We start from the raw sequence: 24,828 nt of genomic DNA on the forward strand, positions 1-24,828 counted from the left end.
TGTTGGTCGGGCACCGCCCCCGGGCGGCCCCGGGCTGGATACGATGCCCGGACCGATCAACGTCACGGGAGGCTCAGCAATGGCCGGGGAACCGCAGGCCGACTGCCTGTTCTGCAAGATCGTCGAGGGGCACATCCCCGCGACCGTGGTCCGCGAGACCGAGACCACGGTCGCCTTCCGGGACATCAACCCGCAGGCGCCCACGCACGTGCTCGTGATCCCCAAGGTGCACTACCCCGACGCGGCCTCCCTCGCCGCCGCCGAGCCGGCCGTCGCCGCCGACATACTGCGCGAGGCCGGCCAGATCGCCCTCGACGAGAAGATCGTCGACCACGGCTACCGCGTCGTCTTCAACACCGGCTCCGGCGCCGGCCAGACCGTCTTCCACGCGCACGCGCACGTCATCGGCGGCCGTGGCCTCCAGTGGCCCCCCGGATAGCACGTGTCCGTACGAGAGTTCGTGGTGCTGGGCACCGCCAGCCAGGTGCCCACCCGCCACCGCAACCACAACGGCTACCTGCTGCGCTGGGACGGCGAGGGCATCCTCTTCGATCCGGGCGAGGGCACGCAGCGGCAGATGCTGCGGGCCGGGGTCGCCGCGCACGACATCAACCGGATCTGTGTCACCCACTTCCACGGTGACCACAGCCTCGGGCTGGCCGGGGTGATCCAGCGGATCAACCTCGACCAGGTCCCGCACCCCGTCACCGCGCACTACCCGGCCTCCGGGCAGAAGTTCTTCGACCGGCTGCGGTACGCCACGGCCTACCGCGAGACCGTCCCGCTGCGCGAGGAACCGGTGACCGTGGACGGGCCGCTGGCGCAGGGGGCCACGTACGTCCTGGAGGCCCGGCTGCTCTCGCACCCGGTGGAGTCGTTCGGCTACCGGATCACCGAGCCCGACGGGCGCCGCATGGTGCCGGAGCTGCTCGCACGGCACGGCGTCAAGGGGCCGGACGTGGGCCGGATCCAGCGCGACGGGCGGCTCGGCGAGGTGACGCTGGACGAGGTCAGCGAGCCCCGGCGCGGGCAGCGGTTCGCCTTCGTCATGGACACCCGGCTCTGCGACGGGGTGTACGCGCTCGCCGAGGGCTGCGACATGCTCGTGATCGAGTCGACCTTCCTCGACGAGGACGAGCGGCTGGCCACCGACCACGGGCACCTCACGGCGGGCCAGGCGGCGCGGGTGGCGCGGGACGCGGGCGTCCGGCACCTCGTGCTGACGCACTTCTCGCAGCGCTACACGGACCCGTCCGAGTTCGAACGGCAAGCGCGGGCGGCGGGCTTCGAGGGTGAGCTGACGGTGGCGGAGGACCTGGTGCGCGTTCCGCTGCCCAAGCGGGGCTGAACGTGTACGTGATGTGCGCCACACTGGGGTTTGGCTCCGCACCGGACGGGCAGGGCTGGCAGCTTTCCGTAGGAACGCATCGGGGAGTACACCGTGACCAGTAGGGACTTCGACAGCCGCGCAGCCGCCGTGGACCCGCTCGGTCCGCTGCGCGATCCGCAGGAACCGGGCTGCGACGTCTTCCTGACCGGCACGGTGTTCCTCGACATCATCTTCACGGGCCTGGACTCGGCGCCGGTCCGCGGTACGGAGTCCTGGGCGCGCGGCATGGGCTCCAGCCCCGGCGGCGTCGCCAACATGGCCACCGCCCTGGCCAGGCTCGGGCTGCGCACCTCACTGGCCGCGGCCTTCGGGGACGACCATTACGGCGAGTACTGCTGGGACGCCCTGGAGCAGGGCGAGGGCATCGACCTGTCCATGTCGCACACGATCCCCGGCTGGCACAGCCCCGTCACCGTCTCGATGGCCTACGAGGGCGAGCGCACGATGGTCTCGCACGGCCACGAGGCGCCGCCGCCGGCCGGCTCCGGGCCGTTCCCGCAGTGCCCGCCGCTCGCCCGCGCGGCCGTGGCCGCGCTCGGTCCCGGCCACGGCGAGCCGTGGATCGGCGAGGCCGCCCGGCGCGGCTCGCGCATCTTCGCGGACGTCGGGTGGGACGAGAGCGGGCGGTGGGACCTGGGGGCCCTGGCCGACCTGGAGCGCTGCGAGGCCTTCCTGCCGAACGCGGGCGAGGCCATGCGGTACACCCGGACCGACTGTCCGAGAGCCGCGGCCCGGGCCCTGGCCGAGAAGGTGCCGATCGCGGTGGTGACGATGGGCGCGGAGGGCTCGTACGCGGTCGACGGGCGCACCGGGGAGACGGCGCACGTCCCCGGGATCACGGTGGACGAGCTCGACCCGACGGGCGCGGGCGACGTCTACGTCGCGGGCTTCGTGACCGGCACCCTGGCGGGCTGGCCGCTCGCGGACCGGCTCGCCTTCGCCGGGCTGACGGCGGCCCTGTCGGTCCAGGAGTTCGGCGGCTCCCTGTCGGCCCCGGGCTGGCCGGAGGTGGCCCACTGGTGGCGCTCCGCCCCGCAGGAGCTGCGCGGCCGCTACGGCTTCCTGGACGACCTGATCCCGCCCGGCTCGGGCCCGGCGCCCCGGCGCAGGGCCGTGCCGACGATCGGCTTCCGGCACTCCGCGTGAGCGGACGACCGCGGGGCCGCGGCGCCCCGGGGCCGCGCGGAGAGGCGTAAAACCTCTCGGGGAAGCCGCGGTGGCGACGTAGGCTTGGTATTCCGGAGGTCGTCGATCGGCGCGGCCCCTCAGCGGGAGGTATGTGCAGGCCACAGTGCCGGCCCATGACTCAGACACCCACAGCCCACATTCCAGTGCCGGGGCAGGCGCGAGCCCACTTCACCGTCCCGGCCAGGCACCCGATGGTGACGGTGCTCGGATCCGGTGACGCCCTGTTGCGCGTGATCGAGAAGGCCTTCCCGAAGGCCGACATCCATGTTCGGGGCAATCAGGTCAGCGCGATCGGCGATGCGGCGGAAGTCGCACTGATCCAGCGCCTGTTCGACGAGATGATGCTGGTGCTCCGCACCGGGCAGCCGATGACGGAGGACGCAGTGGAACGCTCGATCGCCATGCTCAAGGCGAGCGGCAACGGCCATGGGAACGGGCCCGAGGAAACGCCCGCCGAGGTGCTCACCCAGAACATCCTCTCCAGCCGCGGCCGCACCATCCGACCCAAGACCCTCAACCAGAAGAGATACGTCGACGCGATCGACAAGAACACGATCGTCTTCGGCATCGGCCCCGCCGGTACCGGAAAGACCTACCTCGCCATGGCCAAGGCGGTCCAGGCCCTGCAGTCCAAGCAGGTCAGCCGGATCATCCTGACCCGGCCCGCCGTCGAGGCGGGGGAGCGGCTCGGCTTCCTGCCGGGCACCCTCTTCGACAAGATCGACCCGTACCTGCGCCCGCTCTACGACGCGCTGCACGACATGCTCGACCCCGACTCGATCCCGCGGCTCATGGCCGCCGGGACCATCGAGGTCGCGCCCCTGGCGTACATGCGCGGACGGACGCTCAACGACGCCTTCGTCGTCCTCGACGAGGCGCAGAACACCACCGCCGAGCAGATGAAGATGTTCCTGACCCGGCTCGGCTTCGACTCGAAGATCGTCGTCACCGGTGACGTCACGCAGATCGACCTGCCGGGTGGCGCCAAGAGCGGTCTGCGCGAGGTGCAGCAGATCCTGGACGGGGTGCCGGACATCCACTTCTCGCGGCTCACGTCCGAGGATGTCGTCCGGCACAAGCTGGTCGGCCGTATCGTCGACGCGTACGAGAAGTACGACGACGGCCAGCAGGCCGCGAACGGCCACCAGCGGAAGTAGACCCCAGCGCACCATGTCGATCGACGTCAACAACGAGTCCGGAACCGAGGTCGACGAGCAGGCGATCCTCGACATCGCCCGCTACGCGCTCACCCGGATGCGGATCCACCCGCTCTCCGAGCTCTCCGTCATCGTCATCGACGAGGACGCGATGGAGCAGCTCCACATCCAGTGGATGGATCTGCCCGGCCCGACCGACGTCATGTCCTTCCCGATGGACGAGCTCCGTCCGCCGGCGAAGGACGACGAGGAGCCCCCGCAGGGGCTCCTCGGCGACATCGTGCTCTGCCCCGAGGTCGCGAAGAAGCAGGGCGAGGAAGCCGCGACGCAGCACTCCATGGACGAGGAGCTCCAGCTCCTGACCGTCCACGGAGTGCTGCACCTGCTCGGCTACGACCACGAGGAGCCGGACGAGAAGGCCGAGATGTTCGGCCTGCAGGCGGCCATCGTCGACGGCTGGCGCGGTGAGCGCGGCATCACGGGTCCCTCGCCGGCGCCCACGGTCTCGTGAACGCCGCGCAGCTGATCACCGGAGCGGTGCTGCTGGTGGTCGTGGCCTGGTTCGCGGCCTGCGCGGAGTCCGGCATCGCCCGCATTTCGATCTTCCGCGCCGAGCAGGCCGTGCGGGAGGGCCGGCGCGGCAGCGAGAAGCTCGCCCAGGTCGCCGGCGACCCCACCCGCTACCTCAACGTGGCGCTGCTGGTCCGGGTCACCTGCGAGATGGCGGCGGGGGTGCTCGTCACCTACGTCTGCCTCGACGAGTTCGGCGAGAACTGGACCGCGCTGCTCGTGGCCATCGCCGTGATGGTGCTCGTCTCCTTCGTCGCCGTCGGCGTCTCCCCGCGCACGATCGGACGCCAGCACCCGCTGAACACCTCGACGGCGGCCGCGTACGTCCTCGTACCGCTAGCCCGGGTGATGGGGCCGATCCCGCAGCTGCTGATCCTCATCGGCAACGCGCTCACGCCCGGAAAGGGCTTCCGCAAGGGGCCGTTCGCCTCCGAGGCGGAGCTGCGCGCGATGGTGGACCTCGCGGAGAAGGAATCGCTGATCGAGGACGACGAGCGCCGGATGGTGCACCAGGTCTTCGAGCTCGGCGACACCCTGGTGCGCGAGGTGATGGTGCCGCGCACCGACCTGGTCTGCATCGAGCGGTACAAGACGGTCCGTCAGGCGACCACGCTGGCGCTGCGGTCCGGCTTCTCGCGCATCCCGGTGACCGGGGAGAACGAGGACGACATCGTCGGGATCGTCTACCTCAAGGACCTGGTCCGCAAGACCCACATCAGCCGCGAGGCGGAGTCCGACCTGGTCTCCACGGCGATGCGGGCGGCCGTCTTCGTGCCGGACACCAAGAACGCGGGCGACCTGCTGCGCGAGATGCAGCAGGTGCGCAACCACGTCGCCGTCGTCATCGACGAGTACGGCGGCACGGCCGGCATCGTCACCATCGAGGACATCCTCGAGGAGATCGTCGGCGAGATCACGGACGAGTACGACCGGGAGCTCCCCCCGGTCGAGGACCTGGGCCAGGACCGCTACCGGGTCACGGCCCGCCTCGACATCACCGACCTCGGTGAGCTGTTCAAGGTCGAGGCCTTCGACGACGAGGACGTGGAGACGGTCGGCGGCCTGCTGGCGAAGGCGCTGGGCCGGGTGCCGATCGCGGGCGCCTCGGCGCTGGTGGAACTGCCGGACGGGCGGCCGCTGCGGCTGACGGCCGAGTCCCCGGCGGGGCGGCGGAACAAGATCGTGACGGTGCTGGTGGAACCGGTGGCCGCGGCGGAGACCGCGGGGGAGGAGGGGGAATGACCCCGGCGCAGCTGCGGGAATTCTGTCTGGGCTTCAACGCGGCGGTGGAGGAGTTCCCCTTCACCCCGGAGACCTCGGTCTTCAAGGTGCTGGGCAAGGTGTTCGCGCTCTCGGCGCTGGACGCGGAGCCGCTGAAGGTCAACCTCAAGTGCGAGCCGGAGCTGGCGGTGCGGCTGCGCGAGGAGCACGAGGCGATCGTGCCGGGCTACCACATGAACAAGCGGCACTGGAACACGGTGACCGTGGGCGGGCTCCCCGACGCGAAGGTGCGCGAGCTCGTCGAGGACTCGTACGACCTGGTCGTGGCCGGGCTGCCGCGGGCGGAGCGGCTGAGGCTCGACCGGCCGTGAGGCCCGTCGTGAGCCGGGCTGTGCGCCCGGCCGCGTCCGGAGCGCCGCGGCGGGGTCGTTGCGCGGCCCGGCCGGGGCGCTCCCTATGCTTTCGCCCATGACCGAGAGCACCGGGATCGACCCCGAGGACAGCAAGATCATCACGCTGGCGCGCAGCGCCCGGGCCCGCAACGGCGTGCCCGAGGGGGCGGCGGTGCGCGACGAGACGGGCCGCACGTACGTCGCCGGGACGGTGGAGCTCGACTCCCTGAAGCTGAGCGCGCTGCAGACCGCGGTCGCGATGGCCGTGGCGAGCGGGGCGCGCTCCCTGGAGGCCGCAGCCGTCGTCAGCGCGGCCGGCGCCCCCGCCGAGGCCGACCGCGCGGCCGTCCGCGACCTGGGCGGCCCGGACACCCCGGTGCTGCTGGCGGCCCCGGACGGCACCCTGAAGTCCACCACCCCGGCGGGCGACTAGCCTCCCGGCGGGACCGGAACACCCCGTGCGGGCCGCGGGTTGGACCGGGGGGTGCGGGCTCGCGCCCGAGCTGCCGGGTCCGTTCCCGGGGCCGGTTGTTCCTCACCGCCCGGGGCCGGCGGATGGTGCCGTCGGGCGAGCGGCGGGGCCGCTGCCGTGGCTGCCGGGCGGGTCGCCCGGTTCCCGAGCCCCGGCCCCGTGGGCCCGCACCGATCGGGCCCGTCCGGCCACCGGCGGGACGGGTGGCGAGCCGTACGGCTCGTGTGCGGGCCGGGTGCCCGGGCTCGTGCCGAGCGGTCGGGTTGCTCCCCGGGGCCGGTTGTTCCCTGCCGCCCGACGCACGGCGTGCGACGCCTTCGGCCCGTGCGGCCGGAGCCCCATGGCGCGCGGTACGGGGCGGGGCCGCTGCCCGGGGCCCGTGGCCCGCGGGGCTCAGGCCGTATCCCGTCCGACCGCCGGAGGCTGACGCCGCCGGATGACCATCGCCATCAGCGCGGCCATCGCGCACAGCGCGCCCGAGGCGTACCAGACGACGTCGTACGAGCCGGTGAGGTCCCGTGCCAGGCCGCCCAGGAAGGCCACCACCGCCGCGCCGACCTGGTGCGAGGCCAGCACCCAGCCGAAGACGATCGCGCCGTCGTCGCCGTAGTGCTCGCGGCACAGGGCGATCGTCGGCGGGACGGTCGCGACCCAGTCCAGGCCGTAGAAGACGATGAAGAAGATCAGCGGCGGCTGTACGGACGGCGCCAGCAGGATCGGCAGGAAGAGCAGCGAGATCCCGCGCAGGGCGTAGTAGACGGCCAGCAGCCGCCGGGACTCGAAGCGGTCCGTGAACCAGCCCGAGGCCACCGTGCCCACCACGTCGAACACACCGATCACCGCCAGCAGCCCGGCGGCCGCCGTCACCGGCATGCCGTGGTCGTGGGCCGAGGGCACGAAGTGGGTCCTGACCAGCCCGTTGGTGGTGGCGCCGCAGATCGCGAAGGTGCCCGCGAGCAGCCAGAAGGGGCCGGTCCGCGCCGCGGCGAACAGCACCTTCAGCGCCCGCCGGGCCGCGCCCGGGGCCGGGGCGGGCTTCTGCGCGTACGTACCGCCGTACGGCGCCAGACCCACGTCCGCCGGATGGTCGCGCAGCAGCAGCCACACGAAGGGGGCGACGGCCAGCGCCGCCAGCGAGACCGTCACCGTCGCCGGGCGCCAGCCGTGCCGGTCCACCAGCCAGGCCAGCAGCGGCAGGAAGATCAGCTGCCCGGAGGCCCCGGCCGCGGTCAGGATGCCCGTGACCAGGCCCCGGCGGGCGGTGAACCAGCGGTTGGTCACCGTCGCCGCGAAGGCCAGGGCCATGGAGCCGCTGCCCAGGCCCACCAGCACGCCCCAGCACAGCACCAGCTGCCAGGCCGAGGTCATCCACACCGTGGCCACCGAGCCGCCCGCGATGACGAGCAGGGCCAGCGCCACGACCCGGCGGATGCCGAAGCGGTCCATCAGCGCGGCGGCGAAGGGCGCGGTGAGCCCGTACAGCGCGAGGTTCACCGAGACGGCGACGCCGATGGTGCCGCGCGACCAGTCGAACTCCCGGTGCAGCGGCTCGATGAGCAGGCCGGGCAGGGAGGCGAAACCGGCGGCGCCGATGATCGTCACGAAGGCGACGGCCGCGACGAACCAGGCGCGGTGGACGCGTCCGGGGGCCTTCGGAGCCGGGGCCGGGGCCGGGGCCGGAGCCGGAGCGGGGGGCGGGTTCGTGGGGGCGGGGCCGGGAGTGGGGGCTGTCTGCGTCACGCGGACAGCTTCCGGCGGGTAGGGCCCCGCACGACAGTGGCCTGACCGACACCCTTCGATACGATTGGGCCATGGCCCTTCACCGTGTCGTCGTCCTCGCGCTCACCGGGCTGCTGCCCTTCGAGCTCGGCATCCCGCACCGGATCTTCGGCCGCGCCAAGGATCCCGCCGGAACGCCGCTGTACGAGATCCTCACCTGCGCCCTGGCCGCCGGGCCGGTGCGCACGGACGCCGATTTCGCGGTCCAGGTCGAGCACGGCCCCGAGCTGCTGGCCACGGCCGACACCGTGGTGGTGCCCGCCTCGTACGAGCTGGGGCCGGTGTACGAGGAGGGCCGGCTGAGCGGTGAGCTCGCCGCGGCGCTCGCGCACATCCGGCCCGGGACGCGGCTCGTGTCCATCTGCACGGGCGGGTACGTGCTGGCGGCCGCCGGTTTCCTGGACGGCCGCCCGGCCACCACCCACTGGTTCCACGCCGAGCACTTCCAGCGGCTCTTCCCGGCCGTGCGGGTGGACGCCGGCGTGCTCTACACCGACGACGGGGACGTGCTGACCTCGGCCGGGGTCGCCGCCGGCATCGACCTGTGCCTGCACATCGTGCGCCGCGACCACGGCGCGGCCGTCGCCAACGACGTGGCCCGGCGGACCGTCGTACCGCCGCACCGGGACGGCGGGCAGGCCCAGTTCATCGAACGCCCGGTGCCGCAGCCGCAGCTGGCCAGCACCGCGGCGGCCCGCGCCTGGGTGCTGGACCGGCTGCACGAGCCGGTGCGGCTGGTCGACCTGGCCCGCCAGGAGGCCATGTCGGTACGGACGTTCACGCGCAGGTTCCGGGAGGAGGCCGGGATCAGCCCCGGCGAGTGGATCGTCGGACAGCGGGTGGAACGGGCCCGGAGGCTGCTGGAGCGGACGGATCTGCCGATGGAACAGGTGGCGCGGGAGACGGGCTTCGGGACGGCGCAGTCGCTGCGCAAGCACGTGCAGGCGGCGCTGGGAGTGAGCCCGACGGCGTACCGGCGCACGTTCCGCGCGTCGGGCGGGGACGCGGGCGGGAATGCGGGCGGGGACACGGGCGGGGACACGGGCCCGGAGGGGCGCGAGGCCGGCACCCTGCCATCTCCTGATGGGCCATCAGTTCGTGCCGGATCCGTGCATTGACTTCTCCGGCCGCCCGCTCGTGAATGGCCCCCTGCGCAGGGGCTCGGCGCGAGGGAACCCAGGGGGCGGGCAGTGCGAACAGGGGCGCGGAAGCGGAGATGGCCGGCCGCCGTCGGCATGGCGGTGCTCGCCGCCACGACCGGGGGCGCACTCAGCGCACCGGCCGCGGCCGAGGGGGAAACGCCCCCCGGCCAGGTGGAGTTCCCGACGCACTGCCTGCCGCCCCAGGAGGCCGGACTTCCGCCCGCCGACGGGCCGACCACCGCCCGGATCACCGTCGACGACCCGGCTCCGCAGGTCGGCGACACCGTCACCGTGACCTACCAGGTGCTCCGGACCCCCGCCGTGCCACCCCTGGATCCGAACGCGGCAGGCGGCGAACTCCCCGCCGACGTGCTGACCCCGACCGGCCGGATCGTGCTGGCGGGTGCCCAGAGCGGCGAGGTCACCGTCGTCGGGGCCAAGCGCAACGACCCCGTCCGGGCGGGCGAGCCCCTTCCCGCCGTCACCATGACCGGCACCTTCACCGTCACCGCGCCCGGTGAGATCACCCTCGCCCCGGGCAGCTACACCCTGCACACCAGCCACCTGCTGGACCTCGACACCACCTGCACCGCCGCGGCGCCGTCCGCCACCCCCGTCTCCGAACGCCTGACCGCGACCGCGCTGCCCACGGCCAACCTGCGCAGCGTCTTCCTCGCGGCGGCCCACGGAAAGCCGGGCGCCAAGGTCAAGGTCACCGCCGCCGGCTTCCCTCCGGGCGCGGCCGTGACGGTGGCCGGACGGGCCGGCGCCGCCGAAACCGCCGACCGGGTGAGCGCCACCGCCGACGAACTGGGCACGGCCGTGGTGGAGTTGCCCGTCACGGACAAGGCCACCACCGCGGTGACCGCCTACGAGGGCCTGGCCTGGTCGGCGAGCCGGGGCTCCGGCCCGGCCGCGTACACCGTCATCGACGCCACCCCGATGACGGCGGGCACCCGCAAGGTCACGGCCACCGTCCAGCCGGGCGCCCTCGGCATGACCCAGGCCGGCGAGGACATCACCCTCGGCGCCGTCCCGTACGGCGACGGCGGCGCCGCCCCCGGCCGGATCGGGACCGTCACCGTCACCGACGCCCGCGGCGGCCCGGCCGGCTGGTCCCTGACCGGCAAGGTCACCGACTTCACCGGACCGGGTGGGGTGCGCATCCCGGGAGCGTCCCTGTCCTGGACCCCGGCCTGCGTGGCGGCCGCGGGCAGCCCGAGCGCCTGTACGCCGGGCAGCGCGGGCGTGGTCGGCCCGGAGGGGGCCCTCCTGGCCTCCACCGCCGACGCCCCCCTGGTCGGCGGCACCTTCACGGTCGACGCCACGGTGACCCTGCAGGTCCCGCCGTACACCCCGCCGGGTGCCTACACGGCGGTGCTGACCCTGACCCTGTCGTGACGCCCGGCCTCCTGGGGCTCCGCCCCAAACTCCGCTCCTCAAACGCCGGAGGGGCTGAAATCCAGCCCCTGGGGGACAGGCTGCGCGCGGCGGTGGCCCTGCTCGTCACCGCCGGGCTGGTCCTCCTGCTCGCCGCGCCGGCCGAGTCCGCGGACAACGGTCAGTGGTCCGTGCTGCCCGCCGCGACAGGCGTCGGCCAGCGGCCGTACTTCTACCTCGCCGCCGCGCCTGGCCAGGCCGTCACCGACACCGTCACCGTGACCAACCGCACCGACCGTCCCCGCACCTTCCGGCTCTACCCCGCCGACGCCTACAACACCGCACGCGACGGCGGCTTCGCGCTGCGCGGCCCCGAAGAGCCGCGCCGGGCCGCCGCCGCCTGGGCGAGGCTCGACCGGGAGCGGGTGACCGTACCGGCCCGGGGGGCGGTCGGCGTCGGCTTCACCGTCACCGTCCCCGACCGGGCGGAGCCCGGGGACCACCCCGGCGCCATCGTGGCCCTGGAGGACCGGCCCGCCGTCGCCACCGCCCAGGGGATCGGCGTCCAGCAGGCCGTCGCCGCCCGGGTGTACCTGCGGGTGACCGGCCCGACCGCGGCCGCCCTCGCCGTCGAGGGGGTCTCCGTGCACCGCCGCGGCGCGGGCGCGGAGATCTCGTACACGCTCCACAACACCGGCAACGTCACCCTCCGCCCGCGCGCGGCCCTCACCGCCGCCGGCGCCCTCGGCCGCACGCTCCTGAACCGCGAGCTCACCGGGCTGCCCGCCGAACTGCTGCCGGGTCAGGAAGTGCGGCTCGGCACCCGCTGGGAGGGTCCGCCCGCCGCGGAATGGGCCGAGGTGACGGTGCGCGCCCGGGCCGACGGAACCACAGCTCAGGGCCGCGCGGACCACGCCGCGCACCCCCTGCTCACGACCGTGCTCGCCCTCACTGCCGTGATCTGGTCGGCGCTGGGAGCCGCATCGGGGAGAATGGCCCGTATGAGCGATCGTTCCCCCGAGTCCACCAGCCCGCACCGTGCGGGCTTCGCCTGCTTCGTCGGCCGCCCCAACGCGGGCAAGTCGACCCTCACCAACGCACTCGTGGGCACCAAGGTCGCGATCACCTCCAACCGGCCGCAGACCACCCGCCACACCGTCCGCGGCATCGTGCACCGCCCCGACGCGCAGCTCGTCCTCGTCGACACGCCCGGCCTGCACAAGCCGCGCACCCTGCTCGGCGAGCGCCTCAACGACATCGTGCGCACCACCTGGGCCGAGGTCGACGTCATCGGCTTCTGCCTGCCGGCCGACCAGAAGCTCGGCCCCGGCGACAAGTTCATCGCCAAGGAGCTCGCGGGGATCAAGAAGACCCCCAAGATCGCCATCATCACCAAGACCGACCTGGTCGAGTCCAAGGTGGTGGGCGAGCAGCTCATCGCCGTCCACCAGCTCGCCGAGGAGCTGGGCTTCGAGTGGGCCGAGATCGTCCCCGTCTCGGCGGTCGGCGACAGCCAGGTCCAGCTGCTGGCCGACCTGATCGCGCCGCTGCTGCCGGAGAGCCCGCCGCTGTACCCGGAGGGCGACCTCACCGACGAGCCCGAGATGGTGATGGTCGCGGAACTGATCCGCGAGGCCGCGCTGGAAGGCGTACGGGACGAGCTCCCGCACTCCATCGCCGTGGTCGTCGAGGAGATGATCCCGCGGGAGAACCGCCCGGCCGACCGCCCGCTGCTCGACATCCACGCCAACGTCTACATCGAGCGGCCGAGCCAGAAGGGCATCATCATCGGCCCGAAGGGCTCCCGCCTGAAGGAGGTCGGGATGAAGTCGCGCAAGCACATCGAGGCACTGCTCGGGACCCCGGTCTTCCTCGACCTCCACGTGAAGGTCGCCAAGGACTGGCAGCGGGACCCCAAGCAGCTCCGCAAGCTCGGCTTCTAGCCTGCTGGACCGCCGGATTCCGTCCGGCGGTCCCGCGGCCGGGCCGTGGTCGCGTCAGCGCAGCCGCCGCACCTTCACCACGTTGTCCGGACGGGTCCCGGGCCGGCCGTCGGGCCCGGCCAGGGCCTGTACGTGTTCCGCCACGAGCAGGACCTCCCACGCGCCCTGCGCCAGCTCCAGCTGCGCGAGGACCTCGTCCGGGGTGGGGAAGCCGATCTCCGCGTGCCTGTCCGGGTCCCAGGACGGCCCGCCAGCGTGGCCGACCACCAGCAGGACCCCGCCGGGGGCCACGGCGGCGGCGGCCGTGCGCAGGACCCGGGCGCGCGGGAAGTCCCCGTAGTTGTGCAGGAAGCACGCCGAGACGAGGTCGAACTCCCCGTCGGGGAAGGACTCGGTGAAGTCGTGCCGCTGCCACTCCACCAGGTCGCCCACCCCCGCCTCGGCGGCGTGCTCGGCCGCCCGCCCGAGGGCGACCTTCGAGATGTCGGTGCCGGTGACCCGCCACCCCCGGCGGGCGAGCCAGACGGCGTCGGCGCCTTCGCCGCAGCCGAGGTCCAGGGCACGGCCGGGGGAGAGGTCCTGGACCTCCCGGACCAGGGCCTCGTTGGGGTTGCCGCTCCAGATGCGCGTGCTCTCGCTGTAGCGCTCGTCCCAGAACTCCTCGCCGCCCTCGCGCGGGGCGGCGGGGGCGTGCGCGTGGGTGGGCTGGTGCGCGTGCTCGTGTTCGTGCTTCGGCATGGGGGCCTCTTCCGCTACGGGTCTCGGTGGTCCCGATGCTCCGCCCGGACCGGCACCCACGGCAAACCCTGTTGCCGGTCCGGCAAAAGCATCCCGTGCGAACGTCCCTACGCGGCGCCGGCCGGCGGCTCCGCGATCAGGGCCGTCGCCACCCGGCGGAAGCCGATGCGGCCGTAGATGCGGGCCACGTCCTCGTCGCCCGCCGAGAGGAAGACCGTACGGGCGCCCCGCGCGCGGGCCTCCACGACCAGCGCGGCCGTGACCCCGAGGGCCAGGCCCTGGCGGCGGGCCGACGGCAGGGTGCCGACGCCCACCACCTCGGCGACGTCCCCGACCGGGTTGTACATGCCGGAGCAGAGCACGACGCCGTCCCGTACGGCCGCGGCCATGGCCGCGGTGCCCGCCGCCAGCTTTCCGGACACCCGGGACCGGCCCTCCTCGGCGGAGGGTTCCGCCATCGCCGCCGCCAGTTCCGCGGGTCCCGCCTCGCCCACCGCCGTGCCCGCGGCCGAGAAGGCCAGGGCCGGGACCGTCACCGCGGCGGTCAGCAGCGGATCGTCCGCGCCGAGCAGACGGACCTCCGGATGCGGGGGGAGGGCTTCGGCCGAGGGGTCCAGCACCATCAGTGGATGGGCGTGGACGTACAGTCCCGCCGCTTCCACCGCGGCCCGCAGCGAGGGGCTGGTTTCGGCCACCCACTCGAAAGCCTCGGGGACCCCGAGCTCCCGTTGACGGGACAGCACCCGCCGGACGTCCTCCGCGGTGGCGTCGCCGGGGCCACCGACCGCCGGCCGCGCGTAGTACGCCCAGCCCGGGCCCTCCTGGACGAACAGGGTCAGCGGGCCGAAGTCCTCGGCCCGCGCCCCGCCCACCCGCGGCACCGTGTCGTAGTACCGCTCCAGCTCGGACAGCGTCGAATCGATCATGTGGTCGGTCATCCGGACATCCAAGCAAAGCGGCGCTGCTCAGGCACCTTCTTTCAGGACCCGCGAGATCAGCGTCCGCTGCGCCTCCGACAGGCCCGGCTCGGCGCAGGAGACCGTCCGACCGTCCACCGTGATCCGGTACGAGAACCCGTCCCGCACCCGGTCCGCCGGATCGCTCGGCGGACCGGGCCGCAGCGCGAGCTGGGCCAGGGCCCGCCACTCGTCCTCGTCCGGCCGGCCCGAGGTGTCCACCTCGGCCCGGCGCTCGATGCCCGCGAAGCCGCCCGTCCGTACCACCTGAATGCGCATGGGAGCGATCTACCCCGCGAGCGGGACGCCCACCGCGGACCACGCCTTCTGCAGGGCCTGGTGCTCCGCGCCGCCGTCCCCGTACCGGCTCACGGCCGCCGCCGTCGAGAGCCGGGCGAAGTCCTCGAAGTCGGCGTTCGAGGCGAGCTCCCCGCCGGTCAGGGTGTCGTACCAGATCTGCCCGGCCCGCTCCCAGGCCTTGCCGCCCAGCTCGGTCGCCACGATGTAGAAGGCGTGGTTGGGGATGCCGGAGTTGATGTGGACCCCGCCGTTGTCGCTGTGGGTGTTCACGTAGTCGTCCATCGTGGCGGGCTGCGGGTCCTTGCCGAGCTCGTCGTCGTCGTACGCGGTCCCCGGCGCCTTCATCGAGCGCAGCGCGACCCCGGTCACGCTGGGGCCCAGCAGGCCGGCCCCGATCAGCCAGTCGGCCTGGTCGGCCGTCTGCTCCAGCGAGTACTGCTTGATCAGCGACCCGAAGACGTCCGACATCGACTCGTTGAGGGCGCCCGACTGCCCGCGGTACCTCAGGTTCGCCGAGTACTGGGTGACCCCGTGGGTCAGCTCGTGCCCGATGACGTCCACCGACACGGTGAAGTCGAGGAAGAGGTCCCCGTCCCCGTCACCGAAGACCATCTGCTGCCCGTCCCAGAAGGCGTTGTTGTAGTCCTCGTCGTAGTGGACGGTCGCGTCCAGCGGCAGCCCGGCATCGTCGATCGAGCGCCGCCCGAAGCCCTTCAGGAACAGGTCGTACGTCGCCCCGAGCCCCGCGTAGGCGCGGTTGACGGTGGCGTCCTTGCTCAGCGGGTCGCCCTCCCCCCGGACCTTCTTCCCGGGCAGCTGCGTACGGTGCTGGGCGTCGTAGAGCGTCCGGTCCGGTTCGTCGGAAGCCGGCGCACCGAGGGCGGGCACGATCCCGCGGACGGCGGTGACCCGGCGCCGGGTGCGCAGGAGGGAGTCGCGTTCGAGGGTGCGCTGGGCGAGATCGGCGCGCCGCGAGTCCCCGGACAGGGCGGCCTTGTCGAGGAGGTGCGGCGGCACGACGGTGCAGAAGACGGGGTGGCGGTGAGCGTGGGAGGCATCCATGCCCGGCAATGTGGCAGTGGGTCATGGCGGTGTCACTACCTGCGACCATGATTCATTCGCTTGTCTGAAAGCGGCGGCGCCGGATTGACGGATCGCCCCGACCCGGACGCTTCGAAAGAGGCTTAGCTCACATTTGGTGCAAATCGGACGGCAGGGTCTTGCATACTGAAACAGGTCCTCGCATCACCGCGCGGCTCGGCTAGGCTCGGCCCATCATGCGTTTCGGGCTGCTTCTCCTTAGCTGCCGCGGCGAGGGTCTGTAGTCGTAGGCCGGCCCCCTCCCCGCGGAGTTTGGTGTTGCGGTTTTTACGACCGCCGTCGGCCGTCCCAGCGAACTACACGCGGACACGCGAGGAGCCCAACGCCATGAGCCAGCAGCCTTTTGTCGGTCGCCCCACGCCCATCACCAACGCGACCCACTCCCAGAAGTCCTCCGGGATGCCGATCCACAAGTACGGCGCGTACGAGCAGGTGGACATCCCGGACCGCACCTGGCCCGATGCCCGCGTCACCAAGGCTCCCCGCTGGCTGTCCACCGACCTGCGTGACGGCAACCAGTCGCTGATCGACCCGATGACGCCCGCCCGCAAGCGCGAGATGTTCGACCTGCTGGTGCGCATGGGCTACAAGGAGATCGAGGTCGGCTTCCCGTCCTCCGGCGAGACCGACTTCGCCTTCGTGCGCTCCATCATCGAAGAGGGCGCGATCCCGGACGACGTCACCATCTCCGTACTGACCCAGGCCCGCGAGGACCTGATCGAGCGGACCGTGGAGTCCCTGGCCGGCGCCAAGCGCGCCACCGTGCACCTCTACAACGCGACCGCGCCCACCTTCCGCCGGGTCGTCTTCCGCGGCTCCAAGGAGCAGATCAAGCAGATCGCCGTCGACGGCACCCGCCTGGTCATGGAGTACGCCGAGAAGCTGCTGGGCCCGGAGACCACCTTCGGCTACCAGTACAGCCCGGAGATCTTCACCGACACCGAGCTGGACTTCGCCCTGGAGGTCTGCGAGGCCGTCTGCGACGTCTGGCAGCCGGCCGAGGGCCGCGAGATCATCCTGAACCTGCCCGCGACCGTGGAGCGCTCGACGCCGTCCACGCACGCGGACCGCTTCGAGTGGATGGCCCGCAACCTGACCCGCCGCGAGCACGTCTGCATCTCCGTGCACCCGCACAACGACCGCGGCACCGCCGTCGCCGCCGCCGAGCTGGCCCTGATGGCCGGCGCCGACCGCATCGAGGGCTGCCTGTTCGGGCAGGGCGAGCGCACCGGCAACGTCGACCTGATCACGCTGGGCATGAACCTGTTCTCCCAGGGCATCGACCCGCAGATCGACTTCTCGCAGATCGACGAGATCCGTCGCACCAGCGAGTACTGCAACCAGATGGAGGTCCACCCGCGCCACCCCTACGCGGGCGACCTGGTCTACACCGCCTTCTCCGGCTCCCACCAGGACGCCATCAAGAAGGGCTTCGACGCCATGGAGGCCGACGCGGCCGCCCAGGGCAAGACCGTCGACGACATCGAGTGGGCGGTCCCGTACCTGCCCATCGACCCGAAGGACGTCGGCCGCTCCTACGAGGCGGTCATCCGGGTCAACTCGCAGTCCGGCAAGGGCGGCATCGCGTACGTCCTGAAGAACGACCACAAGCTGGACCTGCCGCGCCGCATGCAGATCGAGTTCTCCCGGATCATCCAGGCCAAGACCGACGCCGAGGGCGGCGAGGTCACGCCGAAGGCGATCTGGTCGGTCTTCCAGGACGAGTACCTGCCCAACCCGGAGAACCCGTGGGGCCGGATCCAGCTGCGCTCCGGTTCGACGGCCACCGACAAGGACGGCACGGACACGCTGACCGTCGAGGCGGTCGTGGACGGCGTGGAGATGGTCCTGGCCGGTACCGGCAACGGCCCGATCTCGGCCTTCTTCGACGCGCTGGCCGGCATCGGCATCGACGCCCGCCTGCTGGACTACACCGAGCACACCATGAGCGAGGGCGCCTCCGCCGTGGCCGCCTCGTACATCGAGTGCGCGATCGACGGCCGCGTCCTGTGGGGCATCGGCATCGACGCCAACACCACCCGCGCCTCCCTGAAGGCGGTCATCTCCGCCGTCAACCGAGCGGGCCGCTGATCCCCCGGAGCCCATCGCCCGTACGTGTGCCCCGTCCCTCCTCCCGGAGGGGCGGGGCCGCGTCGTGCCCCGCTCAGCGGGCCAGGTAGCCGCCGTCCACCGGGAGCACCACGCCCGTCACGAACGAGGCCGCGTCGGAGGCCAGGAAGGCGATGACCCGGGCCACCTCCTCCGGCTCGCCGAGCCGGCCCATCGGGTGCGCCCCCGCGATCTCCTCCAGGTACTCCGGCCCGCCCGGCTCGTCCTTCAGCGCGACCACCCGCTCCGTACGGATGGTCCCCGGTGCCACCGCGTTGACCCGGATCCCGCGCGCGGCCCACTCCACCGCGAGGTGCTTGGTCAGCCCCGAGGCGACGAACTTCGCCGGTCCGTACGCCGCCTGGCGCGCCTGCCCGGCCACCCCTGAGATCGAGGACACGCAGACCAGCGCCCCGCCGGGCCGTGGCTGCGCCGTCATCGCCTCGATGGCGTACTTGCAGGTCAGGAACATTCCCCGGCCGTCGACGGCCATGACGTGGTCCCAGTCCTCCGGACTGGTCTCCCGTACGTCCGAAAGGGGGAGGACTCCGGCGTTCGCCACGGCGACGTCGAGGCGCCCGTACGCCTCGACGGCGGCGGCGACCATCGCGCGGTTGGCCTCCGGGTCGGACACGTCACCGGCGACCGCCGTGACGGCGTACCCCTCGGCGGCCAGTTCCGTACGCAGGGACTCCACCCCGGGGCCGTTGATATCGGCCGCGGTGACCCTGGCCCCGGAGCGGGCCAGCAGCACGGCGGTGGCCCGGCCGATCCCGCTCGCGGCGCCGGTCACCAGACAGGACTTCTCGTTCATGCGGCCGACCTTAGGGGGAGCGCGATGGGGGCACGGGGAGGGCAGGGGCGGACGTGGGGGCGCAGATCGGCCAAGTGCGCGCCCCGGCACATGTTGTCTTGTCACACGACTGACGCATCCTCACCGATGTGGCTAACATCACGCCAACCCGGCGATGCTGCCGTGGGGGTCCCTCCCGTGCCCGCGGGGCGACGGGGAGTTACGGAGGTGCGACGTGCTGCCAGTTCGGGGTGGGGACGGCCGGAAGCTGACGGTCTGGGGCATCCGTACCACCTGGAGCACCGTGGGCGACGGGGAGTTCTTCTGCCCCGCCTGCGGTGGAGACCGCAACTACCGCCGGCGCACCGGGCGCCGCCGGTTCACCGTCGTGGGGGTGCCGCTGCTGCCGCGCGGGCAGGCGGGGCCCGTCGTCGAGTGCCAGGGCTGCCGCGCCCGCTTCGACACCGACGTCCTGGACCACCTCACCACCACCCGCTTCACGGCCCTGCTGCGCGACGCCGTGCACACCGTCGCGCTGGCCGTGCTGACCGCGGGCGGGACGGCCTCGCGCAGCGCGCTGGAGGCCGCGGTGGGCGCCGTACGGGCCGCGGGCTTCCCGGACTGCACCGAGGAACAGCTGGAGTCCCTCGTGGAGGCCCTGTCCACCGACGAGGGCCGGCTCGGGCTGTACGACGTACCGGAGTGCTGCGGGGCCGCGCTGTCGATAGAGCTCCACGAGGCCCTGGAGCCGCTGGCCCCGCACCTGGCGGGCCCGGGCCGTGAGTCGATCCTGCTGCAGGGCGCCCGTATCGCGCTCGCGGACGGCCCGTACACCCCGGCCGAGCGCGAGGTGCTCGCCACCGTCGGCGCGGCGCTGCGCATCGACGCGGACGAGGTGGAGCGGCTGCTGTCGGCGGTGCGCGCCCCCTAGGGGGCGTCCCCGGCCCCGGCCGGGGGCGTCTGTGCGATGAACCGGCGCAGGGCCGTGCAGAGGCCCGCCGGGTTGTCCAGCGGGATCAGGGTGCGGGCGTCGGGGATCTCCTCGTACCGGCCGTGCGGCAGCAGACCTGCGAGCCGGCAGCCGGTCTCGGGCGGCATCATGCGATCCTCCGCTCCCCAGGCGACCAGGGCCGGACGGTCGAAGGCGCGCAGCCGCTCGGCGGCCCGCAGGTACGTGTCCTTGCGGGTGCTGCGCAGGAACGCGGTGAAGTCGCGGCGGACGGCGGGGTCGGTCAGCAGCGGGCGGTACCAGCGGCGGACGAGTTCGTGCGGGATCGGCCGCTTGGCCATGCCGCCCAGCGAGCTCTGCAGGCCGGCGAGGAAGGGCGACCGGAAGGACTGCAGGAGCAGGAAGAGCCCGCCCGGGACGCGGGCGGCGGCCTGGAGGGTCCGGCCCTGGACGCCCGGCGGGTAGTTGTCGAGCGCCTCGCAGGAGGTGAGGACCAGGCGGCCGATGCGGTCGTCGTGGTCGCCGACGAGGAGCTGGGCGGTGCCGGCGTCGTTCTGGACGAGGGTGACCGCACGCAGGTCGAGGCGGTCCATGAACTCGGCGAGCAGGGCGGCGATCCCGTGGGCGGACAGGTCGGCGCCCGGGCGCATGGCGCGGCGGTGGCTGCCGAGGGGCAGGACGGGGACGACGACGCGGAAGTCCGCGCGCAGGTCCGCCACGACGGGCTGCCAGAGGGACTCGTCGAAGCCGAGCCCGTGGACGAGGACGACGGTCTGGCGCGCAGGGTCCGCGCCGGTGTCGGTGTAGTCGATGACACCCGAGGTGAGTTCGATGGCAGGCACGCTTCCCCCACTGGACAGGTTCTAGATAGACCGATCTAGTGAGAGGCTAGTCGTGATGACGACGACAGGCGATACCAGAGGCCGCATCCTCACCGCGGCGACCGAGCTGTTCCGGCGCCAGGGCTACGCGGCCACCGGCATGAAGCAGATCGTGGCGACGGCCGAGGCCCCGTACGGATCCGCCTACCACTTCTTCCCGGGCGGCAAGGCCCAGCTGGGGGAGGAGGTCGTCCGCACCTCGGGGGCGGCCTATCTCGCCCTGATCGGGGAGCTGTTCGGCGAGGGCGCGGCGCCCGGTCCCGTGGAGGCCACCCGTGAGGCTTTCCTGGGCGCGGCCGCGACCCTGGAGTCGCTGGACTTCGCCGACCCGTGCCCCATCGCCACGGTCGCGCTGGAGGTGGCCAGTACGCACGAGGGGCTGCGGATGGCCACGGCGGAGGTGTTCGCCTCCTGGATCGACGCCCTGGCCGTCTTCTACGCCTCCCGCGGCATCGACTCCGCGCGGGCCACGGCGACCTCGGTGATCGCCCTCCTGGAGGGGGCCTTCATGCTCGGCCGCGCGAACCGTTCCCCGGAGCCGGTGCTCACGGCGGCTTCGGCGGCTGCCGCGATCGTGTCGGCGGCGCTCCGGAATTGACCCCTTCTCCTCTCGCGGGGGGAGCATGTCCCGGAAAACGTACAACTCATACCGGAATCCGTACGAACTGCGGCGAATTCAGGTAACGATCCGGCCTCGCGCACGTGAACCGAGTTCCGCCGGCGCTCGTGCAATGCATGGAGGCGCACCCTCCGCGCTCGGTGGATCACCCAATCGAGTGGCCGGAATCGTGCGCTCAGATTTGCGCCACGGAATGACGTGATCCATGCGCCTGCTGGTCACGGCGGGCGGTATTCGCAGTCGCGCATCAGGAGCTGACATCTCGGCAGAATCTGGCCATACTCCGCCGATGCTTGGTGGGCCATGGGAGAACCCTCCAAAGCGAAGATCGCCAGGCCTCAACACTTTGTGGAAGTCGACGATATCTGTGAGCGTCCCCACAGGCGTTCAATTCCGGTCACACGGGGAGACGCGGCCGGTAACACGGTCGGGCTTCGATTCGCGTGAACGTACTGACAACCCTGGCGGAAAACGGGATAGCGACCCACTCCGGCCAGGGATAAGCAGAGATTCCTCTCAGTTACCTACCTTTTGAAGGGCAAGGCAGAGATGGCACGTGTCGCCGCCCGGCTTTCCACCGATGGAGAGCGGAGCACGCACCCGGTCGACGAGGTGCTCCCCCTCCCCAAGCTCGCGCTGTACGGCTTCCAGCACGTACTCGCCTTCTACGCCGGCGCGGTGATCGTCCCGATCATCGTCGGCAACGCGCTGAAGCTGAGCCCTGAACAGCTGGTCTACCTGATCAACGCGGACCTCTTCACCTGTGGCATCGCCTCGATCATCCAGGCCTGGGGCATCGGCCGGATCGGTGCGCGCCTGCCGCTGATCCAGGGCGTGACCTTCACCGCCGTGTCGCCGATGATCGCCATCGGCCTCGGCGCGGGCGGCGGAACCGCCGCCCTGCTGGTCATCTACGGCGCGGTCATCACCGCCGGCATCGCCACCTTCGCCTTCGCCTGGCTGCCCGCCAAGGCGTTCCGGACGGTCATGCGGCTGTTCCCGCCGGTCGTCACCGGCACGGTCATCACGGTGCTGGGCATCGTCCTGATCCCGGTCGGTCTCAACGACGCGGCCGGCGGCCTCGGCAGCCCCGACTTCGGGGACCCGAAGAACTTCGCCTACGCCGGCGGCACGATGCTCTTCATCCTGATCCTGATGAAGCTCGGCAAGCAGTTCCTCTCCAGCATCTCCATCCTGCTCGGCCTGGTGGTCGGCACCGCGGTCGCCTTCCTCCTCGGGGACGCGAAGTTCGGCGACGTGAGCAAGTCCGACTGGGTCGGAGTCACCACCCCGTTCCACTTCGGCGTCCCGAAGTTCGAGTGGTTCCCGATCGTCCTGATGCTCATCGTCATGCTGATCACCATGGTCGAGACGACCGGTGACACCTACGCCGTCGGCGACATCGTCGGCAAGGACGTCGACAGCGAGACCGTGGCCCGCGCCCTGCGGGCCGACGGCGCCGCCACCGCCCTCGGCGGTGTCCTCAACTCCTTCCCGTACGTCGCCTTCGCCGAGAACGTCGGCCTGGTGCGGATGACGAAGGTGAAGAGCCGGTTCGTGGTCGTCGCCGCCGGTGTGTTCATGATCATCCTGGGTCTGCTGCCCAAGGCCGCCGCGATCGTCGCCGCCGTCCCGCACGGAGTCCTCGGCGGCGCCGCGACCGTCATGTTCGCCATGGTCGCCCTGGCCGGTATCCAGACCCTGGCCAAGGTGGACCTCAAGGAGGAGAAGAACGCGCTGATCGTCGGCGTCTCCCTCGCCTTCGCCCTGCTCCCCGCGACCGTCCCGGTGTTCTTCACCAAGTACATGGACGCGGACCTCGCCTCGCTCCTCAACAGCGGCGTCACCCTCGGTGCCACGGCCGCCATCGTCCTCAACCTGGTCTTCAACGGCCTGGCCAAGGACGACGCCCACGGCGCCCCGGACGCCTCCGACGCCCCCAAGGCCTCCGACGCCCCCAAGGCCGAGCTGCCCGCCCAGCCGGTGGCCGCCCCGGCCGGCGCCGAGAAGGCGGACGACGCGGAGACGTCCTCCGCCGGCTGATCCTCCCAAGGGGTGGTGGCCCCTCGCCCGGACCGTCCCCCAGCTGCCGCTGGGAGGGCCCCCGGTCCGGGCGAGGGGCCATTGCTGTCCCCGCGCGGGTGCCCGCACAGGCGACAATGGGCGCATGAGTCTGTTCCGCGACGACGGCATCGTGCTGCGCACCCAGAAGCTGGGTGAGGCGGACCGCATCATCACGCTGCTGACCCGGGGCCACGGCCGGGTGCGGGCCGTCGCCCGCGGGGTCCGGCGTACGAAGTCCAAGTTCGGCGCCGGGCTGGAACCTTTCTCCCACGCCGACGTGCAGTTCTTTGCCCGAGGCAGCGAACTGATCGGCCGCAGCCTCCCGCTCTGCACCCAGACCCAGATCATCGCCCCGTACGGCAACGGAATCGTCACCGACTACGCCCGCTACACCGCCGGCACCGCGATGCTGGAGACCGCCGAGCGGTTCACCGAGAACGAGGGCGAACCCTCCGTGCAGCAGTACCTGCTGCTCGTCGGCGCCCTGCGCACGCTCTCGCGCGGCGAACACGAACCGAACCTCATCCTCGACGCCTTCCTGCTGCGCTCCCTCGCCGTCAACGGCTACGCGCCCAGCTTCGACGACTGCGCGAAGTGCGGGATCCACGGCCCCAACCGGCACTTCTCCGTCGCCGCGGGCGGGGTCATATGCGGGGACTGCCGGGTGCCCGGCAGCGTCGTACCCTCGTCTGAGGCCATCGCCCTGCTCAGCGCCCTGCTGACGGGCGACTGGGGGCATGCCGACGCGTGCGAGGCGCGTCACGTGCGGGAGGGCAGCGGGCTGGTCTCCGCCTATCTGCACTGGCATCTGGAGCGCGGGCTACGCTCCCTGCGATACGTCGAGAAATAGGAGCTGGGCACATGGCACGACGCGGGATTCTGGGGCGCTCTCGCCGCGAGTACAAGGTTCCCGAACCGCACCCCTCCGGTGCGGTCCCGCCGAAGATCCCCGGCGAGCTCGTCCCGAACCACGTCGCGGTCGTCATGGACGGCAACGGCCGCTGGGCCAAGGAGCGCGGTCTGCCGCGCACCGAGGGCCACAAGGTCGGCGAGGGCGTTGTGCTCGACGTGCTCAAGGGCTGCCTGGAGATGGGCGTCAAGAACCTCTCCCTGTACGCCTTCTCGACGGAGAACTGGAAGCGCTCCCCCGACGAGGTCCGCTTCCTGATGAACTTCAACCGCGACGTCATCCGGCGCCGCCGTGACGAGATGAACGAGCTGGGCATCCGCATCCGCTGGGTCGGCCGCATGCCGAAGATGTGGAAGTCGGTCGTCCAGGAGCTCCAGGTCGCGCAGGAGCAGACCGTCGACAACGACGCCATGACCCTGTACTTCTGCGTGAACTACGGCGGCCGCGCCGAGATCGCGGACGCAGCGCAGGCGATCGCCCGCGACGTGGCGGCCGGCCGGCTGGACCCGTCGAAGGTCAACGAGAAGACCTTCGCGAAGTACATGTACTACCCGGACATGCCGGACGTGGACCTGTTCCTGCGCCCGAGCGGGGAGCAGCGCACCTCCAACTACCTGCTCTGGCAGAGCGCGTACGCCGAGATGGTCTTCCAGGACGTCCTGTGGCCGGACTTCGACCGGCGCAACCTCTGGGCGGCCTGCCTGGAGTACGCCCAGCGCGACCGCCGCTTCGGCGGCGCCGTCCCCAACCAGCCCGAGAGCTCGGCCTGATCCG

At 72.2% G+C, this 24,828-nt stretch carries 24 protein-coding genes and 1 pseudogene; 18 read left to right on the plus strand and 7 right to left on the minus strand.

What is annotated here, in order from left to right; genetic code table 11:
• The first annotated feature begins 79 nt into the window (after positions 1–79).
• From RIU97_RS27015 to RIU97_RS27050, 8 genes are all read left to right on the plus strand, one after another.
• The gene (locus RIU97_RS27015; protein WP_365477027.1) at positions 80–439 is read left to right on the plus strand and encodes a histidine triad nucleotide-binding protein; all 360 of its coding nucleotides are present in this window, start codon (positions 80–82) and stop codon (positions 437–439) included.
• Positions 440–442: 3 nt separating this feature from the next.
• On the plus strand, positions 443–1,348 hold the full coding sequence (locus tag RIU97_RS27020) for a ribonuclease Z (protein ID WP_404960171.1): 906 nt from the start codon (positions 443–445) through the stop codon (positions 1,346–1,348).
• 93 nt (positions 1,349–1,441) lie between these two features.
• Entirely contained in the window at positions 1,442–2,536 is a 1,095-nt protein-coding gene (locus tag RIU97_RS27025) for a carbohydrate kinase family protein (RefSeq protein WP_404960172.1), read from the plus strand.
• A 155-nt stretch (positions 2,537–2,691) separates the two neighbouring features.
• Positions 2,692–3,735, plus strand: coding sequence for a PhoH family protein (locus RIU97_RS27030; protein WP_404960173.1), 1,044 nt, complete (start codon positions 2,692–2,694; stop codon positions 3,733–3,735).
• A 13-nt stretch (positions 3,736–3,748) separates the two neighbouring features.
• Positions 3,749–4,246, plus strand: coding sequence for an rRNA maturation RNase YbeY (gene ybeY, locus RIU97_RS27035; RefSeq protein ID WP_404960174.1), 498 nt, complete (start codon positions 3,749–3,751; stop codon positions 4,244–4,246).
• Complete coding sequence (locus RIU97_RS27040) at positions 4,243–5,547, plus strand: hemolysin family protein (RefSeq protein ID WP_404960175.1); 1,305 nt, start codon at positions 4,243–4,245, stop codon at positions 5,545–5,547. Before ybeY ends, RIU97_RS27040 begins: the two co-directional genes overlap by 4 nt.
• Positions 5,544–5,897: an MmcQ/YjbR family DNA-binding protein gene (locus tag RIU97_RS27045; RefSeq protein ID WP_404960176.1), complete on the plus strand. Its 354-nt coding sequence runs from the start codon at positions 5,544–5,546 to the stop codon at positions 5,895–5,897. Before RIU97_RS27040 ends, RIU97_RS27045 begins: the two co-directional genes overlap by 4 nt.
• Before the next feature lie 85 nt (positions 5,898–5,982).
• Positions 5,983–6,351, plus strand: coding sequence for a cytidine deaminase (locus tag RIU97_RS27050; RefSeq protein ID WP_404960177.1), 369 nt, complete (start codon positions 5,983–5,985; stop codon positions 6,349–6,351).
• 432 nt (positions 6,352–6,783) lie between these two features.
• On the opposite strand, the gene RIU97_RS27055 is transcribed toward RIU97_RS27050, so the two are convergent.
• Positions 6,784–8,130: an MFS transporter gene (locus tag RIU97_RS27055; RefSeq protein ID WP_404960178.1), complete on the minus strand. Its 1,347-nt coding sequence runs from the start codon at positions 8,128–8,130 to the stop codon at positions 6,784–6,786.
• Positions 8,131–8,201: 71 nt separating this feature from the next.
• Here RIU97_RS27055 and RIU97_RS27060 point away from each other — a divergent pair, with 71 nt between their 5' ends.
• The 4 genes and pseudogenes from RIU97_RS27060 to era all read left to right on the plus strand — a co-directional run bounded on the left by RIU97_RS27060 (position 8,202) and on the right by era (position 12,634).
• On the plus strand, positions 8,202–9,287 hold the full coding sequence (locus RIU97_RS27060; RefSeq protein ID WP_404960179.1) for a GlxA family transcriptional regulator: 1,086 nt from the start codon (positions 8,202–8,204) through the stop codon (positions 9,285–9,287).
• 117 nt (positions 9,288–9,404) lie between these two features.
• Positions 9,405–10,712, plus strand: coding sequence for a beta-xylosidase (locus tag RIU97_RS27065; RefSeq protein WP_404962950.1), 1,308 nt, complete (start codon positions 9,405–9,407; stop codon positions 10,710–10,712).
• 170 nt (positions 10,713–10,882) lie between these two features.
• A pseudogene (locus RIU97_RS27070) lies at positions 10,883–11,194 on the plus strand (WxL protein peptidoglycan domain-containing protein); the annotation flags it as partial.
• Between the two features lie 489 nt (positions 11,195–11,683).
• A complete protein-coding gene (gene era, locus RIU97_RS27075; protein WP_404962951.1) occupies positions 11,684–12,634 on the plus strand; it encodes a GTPase Era in 951 nt (316 codons plus the stop codon).
• 54 nt (positions 12,635–12,688) lie between these two features.
• Here era and RIU97_RS27080 read toward each other — a convergent pair whose 3' ends face one another.
• The 4 genes from RIU97_RS27080 to RIU97_RS27095 form a co-directional block, all read right to left on the minus strand.
• On the minus strand, positions 12,689–13,372 hold the full coding sequence (locus RIU97_RS27080) for a class I SAM-dependent methyltransferase (RefSeq protein WP_404960180.1): 684 nt from the start codon (positions 13,370–13,372) through the stop codon (positions 12,689–12,691).
• Positions 13,373–13,479: 107 nt separating this feature from the next.
• Positions 13,480–14,310, minus strand: a complete 831-nt coding sequence (locus tag RIU97_RS27085; protein WP_404960181.1) for a GNAT family N-acetyltransferase — start codon at positions 14,308–14,310, stop codon at positions 13,480–13,482.
• 27 nt (positions 14,311–14,337) lie between these two features.
• Positions 14,338–14,607, minus strand: a complete 270-nt coding sequence (locus RIU97_RS27090) for a protealysin inhibitor emfourin (protein WP_361761361.1) — start codon at positions 14,605–14,607, stop codon at positions 14,338–14,340.
• Between the two features lie 9 nt (positions 14,608–14,616).
• Positions 14,617–15,690, minus strand: coding sequence for a M4 family metallopeptidase (locus RIU97_RS27095; RefSeq protein WP_404960182.1), 1,074 nt, complete (start codon positions 15,688–15,690; stop codon positions 14,617–14,619).
• 366 nt (positions 15,691–16,056) lie between these two features.
• Here RIU97_RS27095 and leuA point away from each other — a divergent pair, with 366 nt between their 5' ends.
• Positions 16,057–17,820, plus strand: a complete 1,764-nt coding sequence (gene leuA / locus RIU97_RS27100) for a 2-isopropylmalate synthase (RefSeq protein WP_404960183.1) — start codon at positions 16,057–16,059, stop codon at positions 17,818–17,820.
• Positions 17,821–17,893: 73 nt separating this feature from the next.
• On the opposite strand, the gene RIU97_RS27105 is transcribed toward leuA, so the two are convergent.
• A complete protein-coding gene (locus RIU97_RS27105) occupies positions 17,894–18,652 on the minus strand; it encodes an SDR family NAD(P)-dependent oxidoreductase (RefSeq protein WP_404960184.1) in 759 nt (252 codons plus the stop codon).
• A 214-nt stretch (positions 18,653–18,866) separates the two neighbouring features.
• Between RIU97_RS27105 and RIU97_RS27110 the strand changes: the two genes are divergently transcribed.
• Entirely contained in the window at positions 18,867–19,562 is a 696-nt protein-coding gene (locus RIU97_RS27110) for a TerB family tellurite resistance protein (protein ID WP_327413949.1), read from the plus strand.
• Here the strand turns inward: RIU97_RS27110 and RIU97_RS27115 are convergent.
• Positions 19,559–20,422 (minus strand): alpha/beta fold hydrolase, encoded by an 864-nt coding sequence (locus RIU97_RS27115; protein WP_404960187.1) that lies wholly within the window; start codon positions 20,420–20,422, stop codon positions 19,559–19,561. The two genes, RIU97_RS27110 and RIU97_RS27115, sit on opposite strands and share 4 nt — an antisense overlap.
• A 55-nt stretch (positions 20,423–20,477) precedes the next feature.
• Here RIU97_RS27115 and RIU97_RS27120 point away from each other — a divergent pair, with 55 nt between their 5' ends.
• The 4 genes from RIU97_RS27120 to RIU97_RS27135 all read left to right on the plus strand — a co-directional run bounded on the left by RIU97_RS27120 (position 20,478) and on the right by RIU97_RS27135 (position 24,824).
• On the plus strand, positions 20,478–21,059 hold the full coding sequence (locus RIU97_RS27120; RefSeq protein ID WP_404960188.1) for a TetR/AcrR family transcriptional regulator: 582 nt from the start codon (positions 20,478–20,480) through the stop codon (positions 21,057–21,059).
• Between the two features lie 570 nt (positions 21,060–21,629).
• A complete protein-coding gene (locus RIU97_RS27125; protein ID WP_404960189.1) occupies positions 21,630–23,123 on the plus strand; it encodes a nucleobase:cation symporter-2 family protein in 1,494 nt (497 codons plus the stop codon).
• Positions 23,124–23,247: 124 nt separating this feature from the next.
• Positions 23,248–23,994 carry a DNA repair protein RecO gene (recO, locus tag RIU97_RS27130; protein ID WP_351598787.1) on the plus strand — a complete coding sequence of 249 codons (747 nt, stop codon included), beginning with the start codon at positions 23,248–23,250 and terminating at the stop codon, positions 23,992–23,994.
• Positions 23,995–24,005: 11 nt separating this feature from the next.
• Complete coding sequence (locus tag RIU97_RS27135; RefSeq protein ID WP_404960190.1) at positions 24,006–24,824, plus strand: isoprenyl transferase; 819 nt, start codon at positions 24,006–24,008, stop codon at positions 24,822–24,824.
• The last annotated feature ends 4 nt before the right edge of the window (positions 24,825–24,828 follow it).

It is taken from the genome of Streptomyces sp. 147326, assembly GCF_045000215.1.
Taxonomy (GTDB): Bacteria; Actinomycetota; Actinomycetes; order Streptomycetales; family Streptomycetaceae; genus Streptomyces.

What these genes read in the sequence shown, in the direction of transcription:
- RIU97_RS27015 (WP_365477027.1), top strand. Translation starts at nt 80, where the DNA reads ATGGCCGGGGAACCGCAGGCCGACTGCCTGTTCTGCAAGATCGTCGAG.
- RIU97_RS27030 (WP_404960173.1), top strand. Translation starts at nt 2,692, where the DNA reads ATGACTCAGACACCCACAGCCCACATTCCAGTGCCGGGGCAGGCGCGA.
- ybeY (WP_404960174.1), top strand. Translation starts at nt 3,749, where the DNA reads ATGTCGATCGACGTCAACAACGAGTCCGGAACCGAGGTCGACGAGCAG.
- RIU97_RS27045 (WP_404960176.1), top strand. Translation starts at nt 5,544, where the DNA reads ATGACCCCGGCGCAGCTGCGGGAATTCTGTCTGGGCTTCAACGCGGCG.
- RIU97_RS27050 (WP_404960177.1), top strand. Translation starts at nt 5,983, where the DNA reads ATGCTTTCGCCCATGACCGAGAGCACCGGGATCGACCCCGAGGACAGC.
- RIU97_RS27060 (WP_404960179.1), top strand. Translation starts at nt 8,202, where the DNA reads ATGGCCCTTCACCGTGTCGTCGTCCTCGCGCTCACCGGGCTGCTGCCC.
- RIU97_RS27065 (WP_404962950.1), top strand. Translation starts at nt 9,405, where the DNA reads ATGGCGGTGCTCGCCGCCACGACCGGGGGCGCACTCAGCGCACCGGCC.
- era (WP_404962951.1), top strand. Translation starts at nt 11,684, where the DNA reads ATGGCCCGTATGAGCGATCGTTCCCCCGAGTCCACCAGCCCGCACCGT.
- RIU97_RS27080 (WP_404960180.1), bottom strand. Translation starts at nt 13,372, where the DNA reads ATGCCGAAGCACGAACACGAGCACGCGCACCAGCCCACCCACGCGCAC.
- RIU97_RS27085 (WP_404960181.1), bottom strand. Translation starts at nt 14,310, where the DNA reads ATGACCGACCACATGATCGATTCGACGCTGTCCGAGCTGGAGCGGTAC.
- RIU97_RS27090 (WP_361761361.1), bottom strand. Translation starts at nt 14,607, where the DNA reads ATGCGCATTCAGGTGGTACGGACGGGCGGCTTCGCGGGCATCGAGCGC.
- RIU97_RS27095 (WP_404960182.1), bottom strand. Translation starts at nt 15,690, where the DNA reads ATGGATGCCTCCCACGCTCACCGCCACCCCGTCTTCTGCACCGTCGTG.
- leuA (WP_404960183.1), top strand. Translation starts at nt 16,057, where the DNA reads ATGAGCCAGCAGCCTTTTGTCGGTCGCCCCACGCCCATCACCAACGCG.
- RIU97_RS27105 (WP_404960184.1), bottom strand. Translation starts at nt 18,652, where the DNA reads ATGAACGAGAAGTCCTGTCTGGTGACCGGCGCCGCGAGCGGGATCGGC.
- RIU97_RS27120 (WP_404960188.1), top strand. Translation starts at nt 20,478, where the DNA reads ATGACGACGACAGGCGATACCAGAGGCCGCATCCTCACCGCGGCGACC.
- RIU97_RS27125 (WP_404960189.1), top strand. Translation starts at nt 21,630, where the DNA reads ATGGCACGTGTCGCCGCCCGGCTTTCCACCGATGGAGAGCGGAGCACG.
- recO (WP_351598787.1), top strand. Translation starts at nt 23,248, where the DNA reads ATGAGTCTGTTCCGCGACGACGGCATCGTGCTGCGCACCCAGAAGCTG.
- RIU97_RS27135 (WP_404960190.1), top strand. Translation starts at nt 24,006, where the DNA reads ATGGCACGACGCGGGATTCTGGGGCGCTCTCGCCGCGAGTACAAGGTT.